19 protein-coding genes are annotated in these 18,803 nt (G+C 68.0%); 4 read left to right on the top strand and 15 right to left on the bottom strand.

The annotated features are described in order from the left end of the window. Positions 1–74 precede the first annotated feature (74 nt). Positions 75–2,027, top strand: coding sequence for a gamma-glutamyltransferase family protein (locus HNP02_RS01315; protein WP_255506092.1), 1,953 nt, complete (start codon positions 75–77; stop codon positions 2,025–2,027). Positions 2,028–2,031: 4 nt separating this feature from the next. Here HNP02_RS01315 and murD read toward each other — a convergent pair whose 3' ends face one another. From murD to HNP02_RS01330, 3 genes are read right to left on the bottom strand one after another with little or no spacing between them, the layout of a single operon-like run. After that, positions 2,032–3,351, bottom strand: a complete 1,320-nt coding sequence (gene murD / locus HNP02_RS01320) for a UDP-N-acetylmuramoyl-L-alanine--D-glutamate ligase (protein WP_255506093.1) — start codon at positions 3,349–3,351, stop codon at positions 2,032–2,034. After that, positions 3,320–4,675, bottom strand: a complete 1,356-nt coding sequence (locus HNP02_RS01325; protein WP_184433406.1) for a hypothetical protein — start codon at positions 4,673–4,675, stop codon at positions 3,320–3,322. Before HNP02_RS01325 ends, murD begins: the two co-directional genes overlap by 32 nt. Further along, complete coding sequence (locus HNP02_RS01330; protein WP_184433409.1) at positions 4,672–5,394, bottom strand: hypothetical protein; 723 nt, start codon at positions 5,392–5,394, stop codon at positions 4,672–4,674. Before HNP02_RS01330 ends, HNP02_RS01325 begins: the two co-directional genes overlap by 4 nt. Before the next feature lie 135 nt (positions 5,395–5,529). On the opposite strand from HNP02_RS01330, the gene HNP02_RS01335 reads away from it, so the two are divergent. Continuing rightward, positions 5,530–6,006: a GNAT family N-acetyltransferase gene (locus tag HNP02_RS01335; protein WP_184433412.1), complete on the top strand. Its 477-nt coding sequence runs from the start codon at positions 5,530–5,532 to the stop codon at positions 6,004–6,006. On the opposite strand, the gene HNP02_RS01340 is transcribed toward HNP02_RS01335, so the two are convergent. The 5 genes from HNP02_RS01340 to HNP02_RS01360 form a co-directional block, all read right to left on the bottom strand. After that, entirely contained in the window at positions 5,981–6,424 is a 444-nt protein-coding gene (locus HNP02_RS01340) for a PH domain-containing protein (protein WP_309241360.1), read from the bottom strand. The genes HNP02_RS01335 and HNP02_RS01340 overlap by 26 nt on opposite strands. A 68-nt stretch (positions 6,425–6,492) precedes the next feature. Beyond that, entirely contained in the window at positions 6,493–6,975 is a 483-nt protein-coding gene (gene ribH / locus HNP02_RS01345) for a 6,7-dimethyl-8-ribityllumazine synthase (RefSeq protein ID WP_184433415.1), read from the bottom strand. Further along, the gene (locus HNP02_RS01350) at positions 6,972–8,300 is read right to left on the bottom strand and encodes a bifunctional 3,4-dihydroxy-2-butanone-4-phosphate synthase/GTP cyclohydrolase II (RefSeq protein ID WP_184433418.1); all 1,329 of its coding nucleotides are present in this window, start codon (positions 8,298–8,300) and stop codon (positions 6,972–6,974) included. Before HNP02_RS01350 ends, ribH begins: the two co-directional genes overlap by 4 nt. A 161-nt stretch (positions 8,301–8,461) precedes the next feature. After that, positions 8,462–9,070 (bottom strand): riboflavin synthase, encoded by a 609-nt coding sequence (locus HNP02_RS01355; protein WP_184433421.1) that lies wholly within the window; start codon positions 9,068–9,070, stop codon positions 8,462–8,464. A 46-nt stretch (positions 9,071–9,116) separates the two neighbouring features. After that, positions 9,117–9,599 (bottom strand): GNAT family N-acetyltransferase, encoded by a 483-nt coding sequence (locus tag HNP02_RS01360; RefSeq protein ID WP_184433424.1) that lies wholly within the window; start codon positions 9,597–9,599, stop codon positions 9,117–9,119. Between the two features lie 65 nt (positions 9,600–9,664). Here HNP02_RS01360 and HNP02_RS01365 point away from each other — a divergent pair, with 65 nt between their 5' ends. After that, positions 9,665–10,378 carry an LppX_LprAFG lipoprotein gene (locus tag HNP02_RS01365; RefSeq protein WP_184433441.1) on the top strand — a complete coding sequence of 238 codons (714 nt, stop codon included), beginning with the start codon at positions 9,665–9,667 and terminating at the stop codon, positions 10,376–10,378. Continuing rightward, complete coding sequence (locus tag HNP02_RS01370; protein ID WP_184433446.1) at positions 10,378–11,964, top strand: MFS transporter; 1,587 nt, start codon at positions 10,378–10,380, stop codon at positions 11,962–11,964. Before HNP02_RS01365 ends, HNP02_RS01370 begins: the two co-directional genes overlap by 1 nt. Positions 11,965–11,967: 3 nt before the next feature. Here HNP02_RS01370 and HNP02_RS01375 read toward each other — a convergent pair whose 3' ends face one another. From HNP02_RS01375 to HNP02_RS01405, 7 genes are all read right to left on the bottom strand, one after another. Beyond that, positions 11,968–12,123: a hypothetical protein gene (locus HNP02_RS01375; RefSeq protein ID WP_184433449.1), complete on the bottom strand. Its 156-nt coding sequence runs from the start codon at positions 12,121–12,123 to the stop codon at positions 11,968–11,970. A 275-nt stretch (positions 12,124–12,398) separates the two neighbouring features. Next, the gene (gene ribD / locus HNP02_RS01380; RefSeq protein WP_184434914.1) at positions 12,399–13,400 is read right to left on the bottom strand and encodes a bifunctional diaminohydroxyphosphoribosylaminopyrimidine deaminase/5-amino-6-(5-phosphoribosylamino)uracil reductase RibD; all 1,002 of its coding nucleotides are present in this window, start codon (positions 13,398–13,400) and stop codon (positions 12,399–12,401) included. Next, entirely contained in the window at positions 13,397–14,074 is a 678-nt protein-coding gene (gene rpe, locus HNP02_RS01385) for a ribulose-phosphate 3-epimerase (protein WP_184433452.1), read from the bottom strand. The genes ribD and rpe overlap by 4 nt, the downstream gene beginning before the upstream one ends. Before the next feature lie 5 nt (positions 14,075–14,079). Continuing rightward, the gene (locus HNP02_RS01390) at positions 14,080–15,453 is read right to left on the bottom strand and encodes an RsmB/NOP family class I SAM-dependent RNA methyltransferase (RefSeq protein ID WP_184433454.1); all 1,374 of its coding nucleotides are present in this window, start codon (positions 15,451–15,453) and stop codon (positions 14,080–14,082) included. Then, positions 15,450–16,391 (bottom strand): methionyl-tRNA formyltransferase, encoded by a 942-nt coding sequence (gene fmt / locus HNP02_RS01395; RefSeq protein WP_184434917.1) that lies wholly within the window; start codon positions 16,389–16,391, stop codon positions 15,450–15,452. Before fmt ends, HNP02_RS01390 begins: the two co-directional genes overlap by 4 nt. Positions 16,392–16,405: 14 nt before the next feature. Beyond that, positions 16,406–16,942, bottom strand: a complete 537-nt coding sequence (locus tag HNP02_RS01400; protein WP_184433457.1) for a LemA family protein — start codon at positions 16,940–16,942, stop codon at positions 16,406–16,408. Then, positions 16,936–18,756 (bottom strand): DUF2207 domain-containing protein, encoded by a 1,821-nt coding sequence (locus tag HNP02_RS01405; protein WP_184433460.1) that lies wholly within the window; start codon positions 18,754–18,756, stop codon positions 16,936–16,938. Before HNP02_RS01405 ends, HNP02_RS01400 begins: the two co-directional genes overlap by 7 nt. Positions 18,757–18,803 lie beyond the last annotated feature (47 nt).

Consider the following 18,803-nt stretch of genomic DNA (forward strand, 5'->3'; position numbering starts at 1 on the left):
ACACCGAGGTCGGGCGCCCAAGTCGGCTGGCCGACTGCACCCGGCGGACCATGCCGATGAACTACCGTCGAGTGATGCGGATCCCGCCCCTGACGAAGGCGACGGCCCTGCTGGCGGGGGTCGTCCTGGTACTGGCCGGATGCGGTGCCGACGAAAGCCCACCATCGACTGTGGCTGGTCCTTGCTCCGTCGTCCCCAACGGCACACCAGCCCCCAAGACGACGACGCCTGCCACGGCAGCGACCACCTCCCAGAACATCTCCACCAATCCCGAGGTCGCCACCGGCTACCGCAAGGACATGACGGCTGTGCGGACGAGCACCTTCGCGGTCGTCACCGCCAATCCACTGGCCACCCAAGAGGCCTGCCTGGTGCTGAGCAAGGGCGGCACCGCAGCCGACGCGCTCGTCACCGCGCAGGCGGTGCTTGGCCTCGTCGAGCCGCAGTCGTCGGGGATCGGGGGTGGCGGGTTCCTGCTGTACTACGACGCCTCGTCCGGCAGCGTGCAGGCCTACGACGGACGTGAGGTGGCACCCGCGGCGGCCACCGAGAACTATCTGCGGTGGATCTCCGACACGGACCGCACCGAACCCAAGCCCGACGCGCGGGCATCGGGTCGCTCCATCGGGGTACCCGGCATCCTCGCCCTCCTGAAGGAGGTGCACACCGAGCACGGCAAGACGGACTGGCGCGAGCTGTTCGACCCCGCCGTCACACTGGCAGACAACGGATTCGACGTCAGCCCGAGGCTGGCGGCCGCGATCGCGGATTCCGCACCTGAACTGCGCGTCGACGCGAACGCGTCGGCCTACTTCCTCAACGCCGACGGCGGCCCCAAGACCGCAGGCACCCGAATAACCAACCCCGCCTATTCGAAGACGTTGGGCGTCATCGCATCCGACCCGCAATCCTTGTACACCGGAGATGTCGCCCGCGCCATCGTCGCCGCGGCAACCGATGCGTCCGGGGGGCGCACGCCGAGCTTGATGACCGTCGAGGACCTGTCCGGTTACACCGTCAAGAAGCGCGAGCCGTTGTGTACTCCCTACCGCGGCAAGGAGATCTGCGGTATGCCGCCACCGTCGTCCGGGGGTATCGCGGTGGCCTCGACCCTTGGCATTCTCGAGCACCTTGCCATGGGCGACCACAAACCCGCCGATGTCGACCTCAACGGCGGCCGTCCGTCCGTGATGGGAGTTCACCTCATCTCGGAGGCCGAGCGGCTGGCGTATGCCGACCGCGACAAGTACGTCGCCGACACCGATTTCGTTCCGCTGCCCGGCGGTTCACCCAACTCGCTGCTGAACAGTGACTACCTGGCCGGCCGGGCCGCACTGATCTCCGAGCAGCACACCATGGGCACCGCGAAGCCCGGCGACTTCGGATTGCCGACCACACCTGCGCCGCCCATCCCCGAGCACGGCACCAGCCAGATCAGCGTCGTCGACGCGCAGGGCAATGCGGCGTCACTGACCACCACGGTGGAGTCGGCGTTCGGGTCGTATCACATGGTGGACGGATTCATCCTCAACAACCAGCTCACCGACTTCTCTGCCGAGCCAATGGGTCCGGACGGAGTGCCGGTGGCCAATCGGGTCCAGCCGGGCAAGCGGCCCCGCAGTTCGATGGCGCCGACGCTGGTGTTCGAGTCCGGCCAGGCCGGCGCGAGGGGCCCGCTGTACGCGGTGCTTGGCTCGCCCGGCGGCTCGGTGATCATCCAGTTCGTGGTGAAAACCGTTGTGGGGATCCTGGATTGGGGCCTCGATCCGCAGCAGGCAGTGTCGGCCGTCGACTTCGGGGCCGCGAACTCGCCGAAGACCAACGTCGGCGGTGAACACCCCGACATCGATACCTCGGATAACGGTGACCACGACCAGCTCGTTCAGGGCCTACGCAAACTCGGACACGACGTCAACCTCGCCGACCAGTCCAGCGGACTGTCAGCGATCGTGCGGACCAGCCCCGGGTGGGTGGGCGGCGCAGACCCGCGCCGCGAGGGTCTGGTGATGGGCGACACCGGCCGCTGACGGATCACCCGAGGCCGTCGATGAAGCCGCAGAACGCAGCGCCCTTCGCCTCGTAGTTCACGAACAGGTCGTAGCTTGCCGCCCCTGGCGACAGCAGGACGACGTCGACGTCGGGCAGCGCCGCGGCCACCCGGACTGCCTCGTCAAGACCGTCGACCACGTGCGTATCCGACGGACGTTCTCTGGCGAATCCGCTGCCGATGACCGTGCCGTTGGTCGGCGCTTGGATGAGCGTCACCCGCCGGGCATCGCTGCACAGGTACGCGTCGACCTGATCGTAGTTGAGGTGCCGGTCCATGCCGCCGACGATCAGCGCGATGTTGTCGTCGGGCCGCATCGACTTGAGCGCGGCGACCACGCTCTCCCCCGTCGTCGCCAACGTGTCGTCGATCCACCGGGTCTGCCCCGTGATCCGCACGGTCTGCAGCCGGTGTGGCAGACCCACGAACGTCTCGAAGGCGGCATCGGCCTCGTTCGGTGTGACCGGTCGGCCAAGCACCTCTTCGGCGGCGAGGACGGCGAGTGCGCCGTTGACGACGTTGTGTTCGTAGGCCATCAGGGACGTGCCCGCAGGTCGGCGGACCGTTTCAGGGTCGACGAGCCGCAGTGACGGCGGGAACGTGGTGACGCCGATGCGTTGGAAGGCGGCGATTGCGTCTGGAGTGGACACCAACGTCCGTGCTCCGTTGCGGAAGACGTTGGCCTTGGCGAGGTAGTAGGAATCGGTGCCGCCGTGCCAATCCAGGTGGTCCTCATAGAGATTCGTCACGACGGCCACCGCTGGCGAGGTGGTCAGCAGCGCGGCCTGCTGGCTCGACAACTCCGCGACCACGATCGCGTCGGGCTCCGGTGACAGGTCCGACAGCGGGGTGCCGATGTTTCCGGCCACCACCGCGTTGACGCCGAGTCTGCCGAGCAGGTGATTGAGGAACGACGCCGTGGTGCTCTTGCCCTTGGTGCCCGTGACGCCGATGGTCTGCGCGCCGTGGCGCGACACGAACCAGTCGGCCGCACTCGAGATGCGCGCGCCCGTGGCCCGCAGTTCGGCGAAGACGGGCTGCCGCCAAGGCACCCCAGGGCTGATGAACACGATGTCGCAGTCGCGCAGGCGATTCAGATGTTCCGCACCGCGAAACACCGTGACGCCCGCGATGTCGGCAGGCACCTCGAGGCGGCCCCGACCCACGTCGTCGACGGCCTCGATGCGCGCCGCGCCTGCGGCCGCTGCGGTCCTGGCCATCGAGACGCCTTCTCGGCCGAAACCCCAGATGCCGACGACATGACCGGCCAGCTCAGCGCTTTGGGACGGCGCCATCTCGGTCATCCAGGGTCGACGCGTACTGCGCGGGCACGTAGTGAACGTCGGGGCTCGTGTCGGCCGTGGCGGCGACGGCTTCCAGTTCGGCGCGCCGTGCTCGGAACTCCTCCACCAGCGGCAGGCCTCGCCAGTCGTCGTCGTCCACGATCGACACCAGGGACTCGGCGGCTTCGTAGTACTCCCCGACGCACTCGAAGGGCTTGTGCACACCCAACCCGACGATGTCCGAGAAACCCAGTCGATTGTCGTTGTCCGCGAACAGGTTGTGGCCGAAGATGGCCTCCACCTCGGCGCGCCCGAGGCGCGGCCCCATGAGCGCGAAGACGAATAGGCACTTGGGACAGTGCCCACACCACGTCGCACCCCGACGCCCGGCATCGAGCGCGAACGGCCGGTTGCAGCTGATGAACACCCGGAAGTATTCGGGGCTGTTGCGGAACCGGTCGGCGATCTGGGATTCGGAGAGGCCGCGCAGCAGTGAGAAGTACCGGTCCGGGTTCATGCCGTACTGCGACAGCGTGTTCCGCAGAAGCGTCTCGTAGGCGATGCTCTTCGACCATTGGTGGTTGATGTCGCGGCCCATCCAGCTGACGTTGCCGATGTTGGAGGACCGCTCGTTGGACAGCACGACGGGGCCAAGCCCGTTGGCGTCGGCGACGATCAGTCCGATGACGCTGTTGATCGCCGTGACGGGGACGTGGCCGTTGTACGCACCATCATCGTTGGCTTCGATGAGCCGCCGAGCGACGGTCCTTGTCACGTGCGTGCTGTCCAGTCCGCTGACCTCGATGCACCGGTCAATCGGATCGAACTTGTTGACGCTGAACAGCATCGGGCGCATGCCGTGATGTTTGAGGGTCTCGATGGTCACCACCGAGTCCTTGCCGCCGCCGACGGGTACTAGCGGGGCGCGCGTGCCGTCCCATTCCTCGTCCCCGACACCGGACGCCGGCGCGGCCTCAGGACCGGTGATGTCGGGGGTGAGCGCGTCGGGCAGGTCGTTGCGGTAGGCAAACTCGCCCAGTCCACCGGCGATGAGGTCGCGCAGGTAGGTCCTCTCGAAATCCGACGTCGGAAAGGCGATTTCGATCCTGGGCGGCGCGGCGGCCTTGTAGTAGCTCGGCACGCACGTCAACGTGAGCAGTCGTAGCAGCCGGACGTCCGGTGACTTCTGGAGTGCCGTGCCGAAGTTCACCGCCTCGGTGAACGACACGTCGTCAGCGGGGTCGGTGCCGCGCAGCGTGTAGCGCGCGGTGAACGCGCCGTCGGTGACGTCGTACCCGTCGATCGTCAAGACCGAAAACACCTTCGGGTCGAATCGGCGACTCATCGCGACACCAGGAACGGTGGGCGCACCTCGACGTCCACGTCGAAGACGGTATCGGCGATGCTCGCGACCGGATGCGTCTGGAAGCCCGGCGAGATCCACCATGCGCGGTCGGCGCCGGCCGGGCGGGCGTCGACCCTGCGGACGCCGGTGGTGACGCCGCAGTGATCGAGTAGGTCGAGGATGGAGGTCGGCTCGGGGTTGTCGATGCCGACCAGCCCGGCAGCGGTGTCGAAGACCAGCGCACCGAGCAGCGGAGCGCCAGCGAGCGTCCCAGCCGGGACGCCGTCGGCGTAACCGCCGTCGTTCAACCACCGCTGGATCTGGTCGACCGCGGCGCGGCTCGTCGTGCGGGCCGCCATCCGCAGCCACAGCGGATCGGTCGTACGCGGCACGTGCGGTCCGGTGTCGCAGCCGGCAATGCGCACGGCGGTCGAACCGATCGGGTCCACCACGGCGCCCGTCACGACGAAGTCGGGGCTGCCGTCGATCTCCAAAAGCGTCACGGTGGCCGCGATCAGCGCACGATCCCGTCCCGCGGCGGCGCCTGCGAATCGGTCGAGTGAGGCGTGCAGCGCGTCCCTGTCCGGCATCGGGACGTCGAAGAACTCGGCGGTCTCGGTGAGATACCGCCAGATGCCGTCGGCGTCGGGCACGGCGCCGGCGATCATCGGGACGGTGATGGTGGGCTGCGAACACAGTGAGGCAATGACTTGCGTCACTGGGACGAGCGGAGTATCGATTTCGTGTATCCGATGTGCCGACGAGGGCGCCAAGGCCAGCGTCGTCGACATGCGAAAATCGGTCACTGACAGCGAATTCTACCGTACTCGATGAACGGAGCCGTGCGACGCCGCATGAGTGCCCCCAGGGTCGCCCAACTCAACGAGTCGGATTGGCGGGTGTTCGCCAACCTCCGGCTGCGGGCGCTCGCGGACACCCTCGGGACAGACGACCCTCAGTACCGGCAGGAGATGTCGTTCACCGCAGCTCAGTGGCGGCGCCGGTTGCGTGTTCACGCGCAGTTCGTTGCGGCGATCGACGACCACCTGGTGGGACTCGTCGGCGCGCAGCGCGAGAGCGTCGAGTCCGTCTACCTGTACTCGCTGTGGGTGGCACCGCCCGCCCGCGGTCACGACCTGGCCGCGGTCTTGTTGACTGCCGCCGTGGACTGGGCCCGCGCTCAGCACGCCCGCATGGTGACGTTGCGGGTCAGCCAGGACAACGCCGCAGCGCGCGCGGTGTACGAGCGCTTGGGATTCGGCGTGACCACCGCCAACGGCAAGGCCGCCGGCCACGCCGACGAAGTCACGATGTCGTTGAGCGTGGGCTGACGTCTGGGCGGTAGCGGACGATTAGTTCGCGCACGCGATCCATCGCCACCACGGCCCGGTCCTTGTCAACGGCCTGGATCGCCATCGCCGGCGTGTACTCGTCATCGGGCAGGTCGACCCGCGCCCAGCGTGCGCCGAGCGGGAATGACACGTCGACGACCTCTGACCATGGAATCAGCTTGTAGGCCAACAGGTTCCGCACCGCTATGCCCGGTGCGCCGACGCGTAGCCGGGGCCTGGCGAACAACAGAACCAGGCAACCGATGATCACCCCGAGCAACCCGATCGCAACCTGATCGGACGTCTGGAAGATCACCCCCGACGTGCCGACCTTGAGCAGGAAACCCACCGCGATGTGAGCGGCTGCGATCACGAACGCGGCGGCGTAGGCGAAGTACGGCGTAAGGTGTGGCCGCACTTCAAGGTCCCAGGTCGGAGCGGAGCTTGCGGAGCGACCTTCCGGCACAGGGGCGGAGTCCGGACTGGTCACGAACGGGCGCGCAGGTCACGCAGCGTCAGCGCGGTGGACAGCGCTGCCGCGGCGGCCTGAGCGCCCTTGTCCTCCGCCGACCCTGGCAGTCCGGCGCGGTCGAGGGCCTGCTTCTCGTCGTTGGTCGTGAGCACGCCGTTGGCAACGGGTTTCGAGGAGTCGAGTGACACCCTGGTCAACCCCTGGGTTACCGCGTCGCAGACGTAGTCGAAATGCGGTGTCTGTCCGCGAATCACCACGCCGAGCGCCACCACTGCGTCGTGGTCCCTCGCCAAAGCCTGTGCCACGACCGGGATCTCGATGGCGCCGAGCACCCGCACCACGGTGGGCTCGGAGATGCCACTGTCCTTCGCGACGCGCAGCGAACCGTCAAGCAACGCATTGCAGATCTGCTCGTGCCAGGTGCTTGCGACGATGGCCAGGCTCACACCGGATGCGTCGACCCGTGGCAGCTCCGGTACTCCGGCGCCGCCGCTCACGGGGTCCCGCCGGAATCGGACGCGGCCGGAGGCAGGCGATCGCCGAGCAGGTAGACGGCGTCGTCGTAGCCGTCTGCCGGTACCGACTCGTCGTAGTCGTCGAGACCGGTCAGGTCGTGGCCCATCTTGTCGCGCTTGGTCATCAGATAGCGGATGTTCTCGGCGTTCGCGCGCACCGGCAGCGGCACCCGCTCGATGATGTGCAGGCCGTAGCCGTCCAAGCCGACCCGCTTGGCGGGGTTGTTGGTCAGCAGGCGCATGGACCGGATGCCCAGGTCGACGAGGATCTGCGCGCCGATGCCGTAGTCACGGGCATCCGCGGGCAGGCCCAGCTTGAGGTTGGCGTCGACGGTGTCGTCGCCTGCGTCCTGCAACTGATACGCCTGCAGCTTGTGCATCAGACCGATGCCGCGTCCCTCGTGTCCGCGCATGTAGAGCACCACACCACGGCCTTCGCGCGCGATCATCTCCATCGCGGCGTCCAACTGGGGACCGCAATCGCAGCGGCGCGAGCCGAACACGTCACCGGTCAGGCACTCGGAGTGCACGCGCACCAGGACGTCGTGGCCGTCGCTCGCGGGACCGGAGATGTCGCCACGGACCAGGGCGACGTGCTCGACGTCCTCGTAGATGCTCGTGTAGCCGACCGCCCGGAACTCGCCGTGCCGAGTCGGAATGCGTGCCTCGGCGATGCGCTCGATGTGTCGCTCGTGCTTGCGCCGCCACTCGATGAGGTCGGCGATGGAGATGAGGGCAAGGCCGTGTTCGTCTGCGAAGACCCGCAATTCGTCGGTCTGCGCCATCGCGCCTTCGTCCTTCTGGCTGACGATTTCGCAGATCGCGCCTGCGGGCTGGAGACCGGCCAGCCGGGCCAGATCCACTGCGGCCTCGGTGTGCCCTGGCCTGCGCAGAACGCCACCATCCTTGGCGCGCAAGGGCACAACGTGACCGGGCTTGGTGAATTCCTCGGCCGTGGCGGTCGGGTCGGCGAGCAGACGCATCGTGGTCGCCCGGTCAGAGGCCGAGATGCCGGTTCCGACACCGACCCTCGCGTCCACCGTCACCGTGTAGGCGGTGCCGTGCTTGTCCTGGTTGACCGCGTACATCGGCAACAGTCCGAGCCTGTCGCAGACATCGCCGTCGAGAGGCACACAGAGATAGCCGGACGTGTAGCGGACCATGAACGCGACGAGTTCGGGAGTCGCCTTCTCTGCCGCGAAGATCAGGTCGCCTTCGTTCTCGCGGTCCTCGTCGTCGATGACGACGACGGCCTTGCCCGCCGCAATGTCGGCCAGCGCCCGTTCGACCGAATCGAGCCTCGTCATCAGTGCCACCCTTGCCGGTCCCTGCCGGGACCATCGTTCAATGCTCTTCAGTATGAACCACACCGACGCTGCCGTTATTGCCCGCTCGGCCCGATACCCCTGAACTGGGCCGATGGTGGCTCAACGGGCATCGAGTAGCCCGCCGGATTCGCAGATTCAGCTCATTCGGAAGGCGTGCCTGCGTAACGGAGCAGCCGCTCGACGTACTTGGCGATGACGTCGACCTCGAGATTGACCGGTGTGCCCACCGCGGCGCGGCCCAGCGTGGTCAGCGACAGCGTGGTCGGGATCAACGACACCTCGAACCAGTCGTCCCCCAGCCCGGACACCGTCAACGACACCCCGTCGACGGTGATCGAACCCTTCTCCACGACGTAGCGGGCCAGTGCGTCGGGCAGCGCGATCCGCACCACCTCCCAGTGCTCGGACGGCGTGCGAGCGACGACGTGGCCCGTGCCGTCGACGTGGCCCTGCACGATGTGGCCGCCGAGCCTGCTGTTGATCGCGGCCGCGCGCTCGAGGTTGACCCGGCTGCCGACGTCGATGCCCCGCAGGCTCGACCGGTTGAGGGTCTCGGCCATCACGTCGGCGGTGAACGCGCCGTCGGGCAGTACCTCGACGACGGTCAGACACACCCCGTTGACGGATATGGAGTCGCCGTGTCCTGCGTCGGTGGTGACCAGCGGACCGCGGATGGCGAACCGCGCGGCGTCGGTCAGGTCCTCCTTGCCGACGACCTCACCCAATTCTTCGACGATGCCGGTGAACATGGACTTAGGTTAATCCCCGGGTCGCTTCGCTCCTGCCCGCCGGAGCTTAGAGGCGCTTCTCCCCGAAGAACGTCGCCACCGGGTTGGCGTTGAAGTTGTCGATCGCGACGTAGCCCTCGGACTCGTACAACCTTTTGGCGTGCGGCTGGCGTGGCCCGGTGTCCAGTCGCGCTACCTGATAACCGAGAGCCCGGGCGGCGTCCTCCAGCGTGTGCAGGAGCACCCGGGCGAGCCCCTGCCCGCGGGCTGCGGGCACCACGTACATCCGCTTGATCTCGCAGCTGCCGTCGGGCAGACGCTTGACACCGCCACCGCACAGCGCGACCCCGTCGCGATAGCCGACCAGGAACGTGCCTGCCGGCGGGCCGAGCTCGACGGGTCCGGCCTTCGGCATGTCGGGTGAGTTGAGGTCGAGACCGTCCCCGATGTCCCAATACAGCTCGCGCATCTCGTCGATCATCGCCGCCACCAGCGCAGCGCCATCACCCGTGCCTGCCGGCACTGGGCGAAAGTCCAGCTCAGAAGCCACGATTCCACTTCTACCCGACAGCCGGGCGGCAGGTCCATTCGCACTCACCCACTACGATGCATGTCATGCAGACGCGCCCCCGCATTGCCGTGCTCGTTTCCCTGCTCACTGCTCTCCTCGCCGCCGTCGCCCTGACCGCGGGATGCTCGTCGTCGGACAAGAAGGCCGATGCCGCGCTGCCCGACGCGGCCACGCTGTTGAAGGACTCGCAAGCGACGACCAAGGCCGAGCAGAGCGTTCACCTGCAGCTGACCGTGAACGGCGAGATCAAGCAACTGCCGATCGCCCAGATGACCGGCGATCTGACCAACGTCCCGGCCGTCGCCGCCCAAGGCAAGGCCGACATCGTGTTCCTTGGCCAGAAGTTGGAGGGCGTGAGCTTCGTCGTCGCCGACGGCACCCTCTACGGCGCGATCACCGCGAACAGCTGGCAGGACTTCGGACCGGCCGCCGACATCTATGACGTATCGGCGATCCTCAGTCCAGACAAGGGCCTGGCCAACGTGCTCGCCAACTTCTCCGACCCCAAGACCGACGGGCGCGAAACCGTGAACGGCGTGGAGACCGTCAAGGTCACCGGCACCGTCAGCGCCGACGCCGTCAACAAGATCGCCCCGCAGATCGGCGCCACCGGCCCCGTGGCAGGCACGGCCTGGGTGACCGAGGACGACAAGCACCAACTGATCCAGGCGAAGCTCGAGCCGACGCCCGGCAACAGCGTGCAGATGACGCTTTCCGACTGGGGTAAGCCGGTCACCGTCACCAAGCCCGCGGTGTAATGGCACACGCAACAAACGCGCCTGCGCGCACGAATCGCCGGTTGGCGATCACCGCAGGCGGCCTGGCGGTACTGCTCGGGGCCCTCGACACCTACGTCGTGGTGACGGTGATCCGCGACATCATGGCGGAACCGCCTGCCGGTATCGGCATCCCGATCAACCAGATCCAACGGGTGGCCCCGATCATCACCGGCTATCTGGTCGGTTACATCGCGGCGATGCCCTTGCTTGGTCGTGCCTCGGACCGATTCGGCCGCAAGCTGTTGATTCAGATCAGCTTGGCGGGTTTCGCCGCCGGCTCCGTCGTCACCGCACTGTCGACTGACCTGACCGTACTGGTGATAGGCCGCATCGTGCAGGGTACGGCCAGCGGGGCTCTGCTGCCTGTCACCCTGGCCCTTACCGCCGATCTGTGGGCGCAGCGCAACCGCGCCGCCGTGCTCGGTGGCATCGGCGCGGCACAGGAACTCGGCAGCGTGCTTGGCCCGCTGTATGGCATCGCGGTGGTCTGGGCGTTGAACTCGTGGCGGGACGTGTTCTGGATCAACGTGCCGCTGGCCGCACTGGCGATGGTGATGATCCACTTCAGCCTGCCCTCGAAGGAGAAGGGCGGACCTCCGGAGAAGATCGACGTCGTCGGCGGTGTGCTGCTCGCGATCACGCTCATCCTGGTGGTCTTCGGTCTCTACAACCCGGCACCCGACGGCAAGCAGGTGTTGCCGAGTGGAGGCGCGTGGCTGCTGGCCGGAGCCGCGGTGGCCGCCGTGGCGTTCTTCACGTGGGAGCGGTTTGCGCGCACCAAGCTGATCGACCCTGCCGGCGTGCACTTCCGGCCGTTCCTCGCCGCTCTTGGCGCCTCGTTCGCCGCGGGGGCCGCGCTGATGGTCACTCTGGTGAACGTGGAGCTGTTCGGTCAGGGCGTGCTGTCACTGAGCCAGAACGAGGCCGCGTTTCTGCTGATGCGGTTCCTGGTGGCGCTGCCGATCGGCGCGCTGCTCGGAGGATGGCTGGCCACCAAGGTCGGTGATCGGATCATCACCTTCATCGGTCTGCTGATTGCCGCGTTCGGCTACTGGCTGATCTCGCACTGGCCGGTGGACCTGCTGGCCGCCCGCCACGACTTCGGGCTGTTCACACTGCCCGCCATGGACACCGACCTGGCGTTGGCCGGCCTTGGGCTCGGCCTGGTGATCGGACCGCTGACCTCGGCCGCGCTGCGGGTGGTCCCCGCGGCCCAGCACGGCATCGCATCGTCGGCGGTGGTGGTCGCCCGGATGACCGGCATGCTGGTCGGGGTCGCGGCGCTGACGGCGTGGGGGCTCTACAGGTTCAATCAGATCCTGGTGGAGAAAATGGCCTCGCTACCAGCACCGAAGGCGGCCTCGCCGGCGGAACAGCTGCTTGCCGGCATCGAGCGTACGAGGACCGCATCCGTCGAGGCGTTTGCAGCACAGTACGGCGAGATCTTCGGAATCACTGCGATCGTGTGCGTGGTGGGTGCGTTGCTCGGTCTGCTGATCAGCGGTCGGAATGAACACGCCGACGACGCCGACCCGGCGACCGAGGCGGTCTCAGCCGAGCGGTAGCGCTCAGCAGCGCTCGAGGCCCGGCTGAAGCACCTTGAGCTCGGTGCTCTCGGCGGCCTCCGGGGTGCTCAGTACCGCGCGCAGCGGCCAGAACACCATTTCCTTGATTGCGCTCTGATCGACTGGGCGAAAACTGAGCCAGTCCTGCAATGCAGTCATGCTCATCGTCCTTTGCTCGTGGCTTACCGTGGCGCGATTATCGGCGGTGAAGACGCGATGTGGGTGGCACTGGTTGGTAACCCGCACTCATCTCTGATTCTACTGGCGCAAAACGGCCGAGATCGGTGCGCGCCACGCCCCGCGTATTTCGAACTGGTAACGAGTCGACCAACGGACGCCGAGCTGCAGTGATGGGAGTCACATTGGGCGACAAAGGAATTCCAGCTCTCATGTAGGACGGGAATTCCGCGGGGCTGCGCTCCGTTGCCGAACGCTTAGTTCGGCACCAGGCTCAGTCGGACGTCAGGGCCGACCCGGTCCATACCGTCGAAGCGCCACCGTTGCGCCTGCGCGATGCTCAGAACCCCGACGTCGTCGACCGCGGCGATCGGGCCGCCGAGCAGGATCGGGGCGACGTAGGCCAGGATGCGGTCGATCACCCCCGCCCGCAGAAATGCGCCTGCCAACGTGGGTCCGCCCTCGACGATCACGTCGATGCGGTCCGACAGCGCTCGGACGACCTCGAACGGGTCACGGGTACGGATCACCATCGTCCGCGAATCCTCGTTCAAAACCCGTGCTTCCGAGGATATTTCGCGCTCGCCGACGACGACGCGCAAGGGCTGTCGTTCGGCGACGTTGCCATCGGGCAGTCGCGCGGTGAGCGTCGGATCGTCGACGAAGATCGTGCCAGTACCGACGACGATCGCATCGGCGGCGCCGCGGCGCCGGTGTACGTCCAGCCGTGCCGCCTCGCTGGTGATCCACCGGCTGCTGCCGTCGGCCGCTGCGCTGCGCCCGTCCACGCTGGTGGCGAACTTCCACGTGAGATGCGGCTTTCCGGTGCGCTGCTTGTGCAGCCACTCGCGCAATGGACCGCCAGCCACGTCGTCGGCGAGCACACCGGCCGTTACCTGAACGCCTGCCTCGGACAGCCGCGCCGACCCGCCTGCTGCGACGGGGTTGGGATCGGCGACCGCATACGAGACGGCCGAAACACCCGCTGCGACAAGGGCATCCACGCAGGGCGGCGTCCGCCCGTGGTGGTTGCACGGTTCCAGCGTGACGACGGCAGTGCCACCCCTTGCCCGCTCCCCCGCGCGCCGCAGCGCCACCACCTCAGCGTGCGGCCCGCCGGGCGGCTCGGTGGCGCCAACGCCAGCGATCTCTCCGTCGCTGTCCAGGATCACCGCACCCACCGGCGGATTGGGGTAGGTCGTGCCCTTGACCTGCCCGGACAGGTCGATGGCCAGCCGCATGGCGGCGTCGGCGTTCACCACGTCAGGTGGTTGGAGGCCGTGGCCGCCTGCCTGCGCAACGACTCGACCGCAGCGGACGGATCGGCGGCGCCGAAGACGGCCGAACCCGCAACGAAGCAGTCCACGCCCGCCTCCGCAGCAGCTTCGATGGTATCGGCGTTGATGCCGCCGTCGATCTCCACCACGATGGTCAGCTCGCCCGCGTCGACGAGCCTGCGCACGGCAGAAACCTTGGACAACACCTCGGGGATGAACTTCTGCCCGCCGAATCCTGGCTCGACCGACATCACCAGGAGCGTGTCGAAGTCGCGCAGGATCTCCAGGTACGGCTCGATCGGCGTACCGGGCTTGACGGATAACCCCGCCTTGGCACCGGCAGCACGGATGTCGCGAGCCACACCACGGGGATCGTCGGTCGCCTCAGCGTGGAATGTCACGTTGTAGGCGCCGGCCTCGGCGTATGGCGGCGCCCAGCGGGCCGGGTCGTCGATCATCAAGTGGCAGTCCATCGGGATGTCGGTGACCTTGAGCAGGCTCTCGACCACCGGGAGCCCGAGGGTGAGGTTCGGCACGAAGTGGTTGTCCATCACGTCGACGTGCAACCAGTCGGCGCCGGCCACCGCCGCCGTCTCGTCGGCCAACCGCGCGAAGTCGGCGGCCAGGATCGACGGCGCGATCAGGGGTGCTGGCATGCCGGTCAGACTACTTGCAGGCATGCGGCGAACATCGCGTCCGTCCCATGCCTGTGCGGCCACAGCTGGACGTAGGGCCCGTCCCCGAGCTCGTCGACCGGGTCGAACAGCGGCCGGGCGTCGATCGCCCGCACGGGGTGGCGGCGGAGCGCGTCGGCCACCACGCCGACGGTCTCGGCGAGGTGCGGCGAACACGTGGCGTACAACACGACCCCACCCGGCCGGGTCAGTGCGATCGCCGATGCCAACAGCTCGCGTTGCAACTTCGCCAGACCGGATACGTCGCTGGGTTGCCGCCGCCAGCGCGCTTCAGGCCTGCGCCGCAGCGCGCCGAGACCCGTGCACGGCGCGTCTACCAGCACCCGGTCGAACGAGGCAGCGGCAAGCCCGGAATCGCGGCCGTCGACCCGCAGCACCTCCACGTCGAGTCCTGCGGTGTTCCGCTCGACGAAGTCGGCGCGGTGCGGCGCCGGTTCGACGGCCGTCACCCTGGCCCCTGATGCGGCGCCGATCGCGGCCAGCAGCGCGGTCTTGCCGCCGGGGCCAGAACACAGATCCAGCCACCGCCCCGTGTCGCCGTCGACGGGTGCAAGGGTCAGCGCCCTTGCCACCAGCTGGCTGCCCTCGTCCTGCACCAGCGCCTGCCCGTCGCGGACCGCGTCGAGCTGACCGGGATCGCCGCCGTGCAGGTAGACCGCGTATGGCGAGTAGCGCCCGGCAGTGCCGTGCACCGAAAGGGCCAGCTCCTCGGCGGTCAGCACCCCCGGTCGCGCGGCAAGGTGAACCTCTGGGCGTTCGTCGTCATTGGCCAGCAGTGCACCCAGCTGCGCCGCGTCCGCACCGAGCGCGTCGGCGAACGCCTGGGCGATCCATCGCGGGTGTGCGTGGGCGAAGGCGATGTGCCCGATCGGGTCGGTGTCGGACGGCGGCGCGAGCTCGGCGACCCACGACTCCTCGTCGCGTTTGGAGATGTTGCGGAGCACCCCGTTGACGAAACCGGCACGCGCCGTATCGAATTCGATGGCCGCCTGCTCGACCGTGGTGTCCACCGCGGCATGGGCGTCGACGCGCATCCGCAGCAGTTGGTAGGCACCGAGCCGGAGCAGGTCGAGCAGCACCGGGTCGATCTGATCGGCTGGCCGGTTCGCCGCGCTGGCGATCACGGCGTCGAGCAGACCGATGGCGCGGCAGGTGCCGTAGGTGAGTTCGGTGGCGAATGCGGCGTCCCTGCTGTCGATCTGGCGCTCGCTCAGGATCGCGGGCAGGGCCAGGTTGGCGTAGGCGTCGCGCTCCGACACCGCGCGCAGTACGTCGAACGCGGCCCGGCGCGCGGGGTCGAGTGGTTTGCGAGGTGGTCGTCGCTGGTGCGGTCGGTTCATTCGGCGTGCGCGCTCTCGTCCAGTCGGGCGCCGCGGGCCCAGTCGGCGGCGTTCATTTCCTTCTTGCCGGGCGGCTGGATCAGTCCGAGCCGCACGGGTTGCGACGCGGTGCCGATCAACACGCCCGCCCGTTCGACCCGGATTGCACCTGGCGGCAACGGATCTCGATCCGCCGTGCCTTCTTCAAGCGCGCTGACCGGTCCGACCTTGACCCGTAGGTCGCCGATCATCGTCCATGCGCCCGGGTTCGGGGTGACGGCACGGATGCGCCGATCCACCACGTGAGCGGGCAGGTTCCAGCGCACTCGCGCCTCCTCCACTGTGATCTTGGGCGCGACGGTGATGCCGTCCGGTGGTTGTGGCACGGCGGTCAGCGTCCCGTCGGCGATGCCGTCTAGCGTCGACTCCAGAAGCACGGCACCGGAGTTCGACAACCGTCCGAGGAGATCGCCTGCAGTGTCGGTCGGGCGGATCGTCTCGGTGACGACGCCGAACACCGGCCCCGAGTCAAGACTGGGCTCGATCAGGAACGTCGTCGCGCCCGTCACCGCGTCGCCTGCGGCGATGGCGGCCTGCACCGGTGCGGCACCCCGCCATGCGGGCAGAAGCGAGAAGTGCAGGTTGACCCAGCCGATCCGCGGCACTGCCAGCAAGCCATCGCGCAAAAGGGCGCCGTAGGCCACTACCGCGCAGCAATCGGGCGCGAGATCGGCCAGCTCGGCGACGAACTCCTCGCCGTTGGGGCGCTCTGGCCGCAGCACCGGGATACCTTGTTCGAGAGCGAGTTCGGCGACGGGTGACGGCCGCGGCTTTCCCCGGCGGCCCGCTGCCGCGTCGGGCCGGGTCAGTACTGCGACCACGTCGTGGCGTGGCGAGTCGATGAATCGACGCAGGGACGGCAGGGCTGGCTCGGGGGTGCCGGCGAAGACGATGCGCATGGCTTTCCGGGAGCTCACGCCGGAATCTGGTAGTACTCGCGCTCCGACACCCCGGCCAGCGGCGCGACGAACGTCCAGGGGATCGTGACGATGGTCCGGTTCAGGGTGGCCACCGCGTCGTTGTAGTACTGGCGGGCGAACGCCAGCTTGTTCTCGGTGTCCGCGAGGTTGTCCTGCAGGTTCAGGAAGTTGTTGGACGAGTTGAGCTGCGGGTAGCTCTGCCCGAGCGCGAGCACCTGGCCGAGCGCGGTGTCGAGCTCGCGTTCGGCGGCACTGCGCTGCGCCACCGACTTCCCGCCGGTGGCCGACGTCAGCGCGGCGCGCGCGTCGGTGACGTGGTCGAGGATGCCCTTCTCGTGAGACGCGAAGGTCTGCACGGTGTGCACCAGGCTGGGGATCAGCGACGCGCGACGGGTCAACTCCACGTCGATGCCGGACAGCGCCTCGGACACCCGCACATCGGCGGAGCGAATCTTGTTGTAGCCCAGCACGAAGCCGATCAACACCAGCACCAGTATGACCAGTACCAAGATCAGTAGGAATCTCACCACGAGCCGCCTCCTCCTCCTCCGCCGCCACCGCCACCGCCACCACCGCTGGAGCTTCCGCCGCTGGAGCTTCCGCCGCTGGAGCTCGACGAGGATGACGATAGCGATGCGGTGTATGCCCCGATCGACGACGACAGCGCCGATTCGAAGCTGTCGAAACTCGGCCCGCCCGAGCCACCGGCAATGCCCCAGCCGGTGGACGACGATGTCTGGTACCAGCCCGGTTGCGGCGCAACGGCACCCGTCGAGTCCTTGTACTTCTTCGCCCACAACGCGGCACTGCCCGCCGCAACGGCGAACGGCACGTAGGCGCTGTAGAGATCCTTGCGGGCGCCGAAGTCGAACCGGGTCTCGGCGGAGTCGGTGGCCAATAGCCGGTGGAATCCGCCTGCCTGCGACCACAACTGGCGGCCTGCCTCCGTGCGGCGGGTGCCGACCCCGTCCGCCCACGCGCGCACCGTGACGGCGAAGAACACTGCGAACGGCAGGCCCCACATCGTGGCTGGGAAACCCCAGCGGAAGAAGCCGCACGCCGCGAGGACCGCGGCGACCATGCCCGCCGTGCGGACCCACAGTTCCTTCTTGCGCGGGACCAGCAGGCCGTCCTTGATGGCCCACTTCTTCACCGCCGCGGCCATGTCGGTCTTGGCCGCGCTGAGTTTCAGCCCCGAGTGCGCGGACTTGTCCGCGTCGAACTCGGCACCGGGTGTGTTGATCTTGAGCGCGTGCCCGACCGCCACGGTGACCGGGTCCACGTCGGCCCACGCTGCGCGTTCGGCGATGCTCTTGACGTGCCACCCGTCGCCTGCCTGCTTCAGGTCGACCAGGCCGCGCTCGCCGAGGTAGAACAGCGTTGCGGTCAGACCGTTCTTGGGCACGCTCTCGGTGCGGATGTACTCGGTCTGGACGGGTCCGAGACCGGGCGGCGGCGCGTACTGCACGGGGAAACCCGGTGGTGGTTCGACGGTGGTGCGGTACCAGAGGTAGGCGCCGACGCCTGCGAGCACAGACAGGCCGAGGACCCACGCGACGCCCGTCACCGACTGGCCGAGGATCCGGTCCCACGTGTACGACCACGGCAGGCTGATCCGCGGCGGCACGGGCACGTCGACCCCTGCGCGCAACGTGACAGGGGTGCGGGGAGGCAGGCTCACCGCGGAGAACTCGACGGTGTTGCCATGCACGGTCAGATCGGTGCAGGCGCGTCCGTCGCCCCGCCCGACCGCACACTGCGCGCCGGTGACGTCGGCGGGCAAGGTCGCCCGGATGTGCACCCGCTGAATCTCGTTGTTCCACGACGGCGCAACGACGTTCCAGAAGAACGCCGATGTCGAGTTCGGGTCGCGGGTCGTGGTCGCGAATCGTCTGTTCTCGCCGGTGCTGCCGGGATCGAGGACGCCCGGGATGCGGTAGCGGAGCTCGTAGACGTGGGTGCCCCACGGCAGCGTCGTGTCAGGGCTGCCGATCTTGGCCACCCTGAACCGCTCCCCGTCCTCCCACAGCATCTGGTACGGGGCGGGCTCGCCGTCGAGCAGGATCGAGGTGATCTCGGGCTTCTGCCGCACCCGTGGGCTGTTCTGATTGGCGACGTCCCAATAACGGAAGATGCCGTGTCGCCCCGACGGGAACTCGGCGGTGATGGTCTCCACCGCATCGAGCGTGCCGTCCTGCGCGACCGTGAAATCGGCATCGTAGTTACTGAATACGACGGGATCGTTGGCCGCGCCCGCGCCGCCTCCGCTGCTGAGCACGTGAGGCCACAGCAGACCAATCGCGATGAGCGCCAGAAGGAACAACCAGCCGAACAGCCGCCGCATGCCACCTCCCGCTCGGCTCGGTGTGGACACCGCGCGCCCCTGAGTCC

Source organism: Mycobacterium sp. AZCC_0083 (genome assembly GCF_014202335.1).
Classification (GTDB): Bacteria; Actinomycetota; Actinomycetes; order Mycobacteriales; family Mycobacteriaceae; genus Mycobacterium.

Excerpts from the sequence above, each read along its gene's own strand:
- HNP02_RS01315 (WP_255506092.1), top strand. The coding sequence starts at position 75 with ATGCGGATCCCGCCCCTGACGAAGGCGACGGCCCTGCTGGCGGGGGTC.
- murD (WP_255506093.1), bottom strand. The coding sequence starts at position 3,351 with ATGACCGAGATGGCGCCGTCCCAAAGCGCTGAGCTGGCCGGTCATGTC.
- HNP02_RS01325 (WP_184433406.1), bottom strand. The coding sequence starts at position 4,675 with ATGAGTCGCCGATTCGACCCGAAGGTGTTTTCGGTCTTGACGATCGAC.
- HNP02_RS01335 (WP_184433412.1), top strand. The coding sequence starts at position 5,530 with ATGAGTGCCCCCAGGGTCGCCCAACTCAACGAGTCGGATTGGCGGGTG.
- HNP02_RS01350 (WP_184433418.1), bottom strand. The coding sequence starts at position 8,300 with ATGACGAGGCTCGATTCGGTCGAACGGGCGCTGGCCGACATTGCGGCG.
- HNP02_RS01355 (WP_184433421.1), bottom strand. The coding sequence starts at position 9,070 with ATGTTCACCGGCATCGTCGAAGAATTGGGTGAGGTCGTCGGCAAGGAG.
- HNP02_RS01365 (WP_184433441.1), top strand. The coding sequence starts at position 9,665 with ATGCAGACGCGCCCCCGCATTGCCGTGCTCGTTTCCCTGCTCACTGCT.
- HNP02_RS01370 (WP_184433446.1), top strand. The coding sequence starts at position 10,378 with ATGGCACACGCAACAAACGCGCCTGCGCGCACGAATCGCCGGTTGGCG.
- HNP02_RS01375 (WP_184433449.1), bottom strand. The coding sequence starts at position 12,123 with ATGACTGCATTGCAGGACTGGCTCAGTTTTCGCCCAGTCGATCAGAGC.
- rpe (WP_184433452.1), bottom strand. The coding sequence starts at position 14,074 with ATGCCAGCACCCCTGATCGCGCCGTCGATCCTGGCCGCCGACTTCGCG.
- HNP02_RS01390 (WP_184433454.1), bottom strand. The coding sequence starts at position 15,453 with ATGAACCGACCGCACCAGCGACGACCACCTCGCAAACCACTCGACCCC.
- fmt (WP_184434917.1), bottom strand. The coding sequence starts at position 16,391 with ATGCGCATCGTCTTCGCCGGCACCCCCGAGCCAGCCCTGCCGTCCCTG.
- HNP02_RS01405 (WP_184433460.1), bottom strand. The coding sequence starts at position 18,756 with ATGCGGCGGCTGTTCGGCTGGTTGTTCCTTCTGGCGCTCATCGCGATT.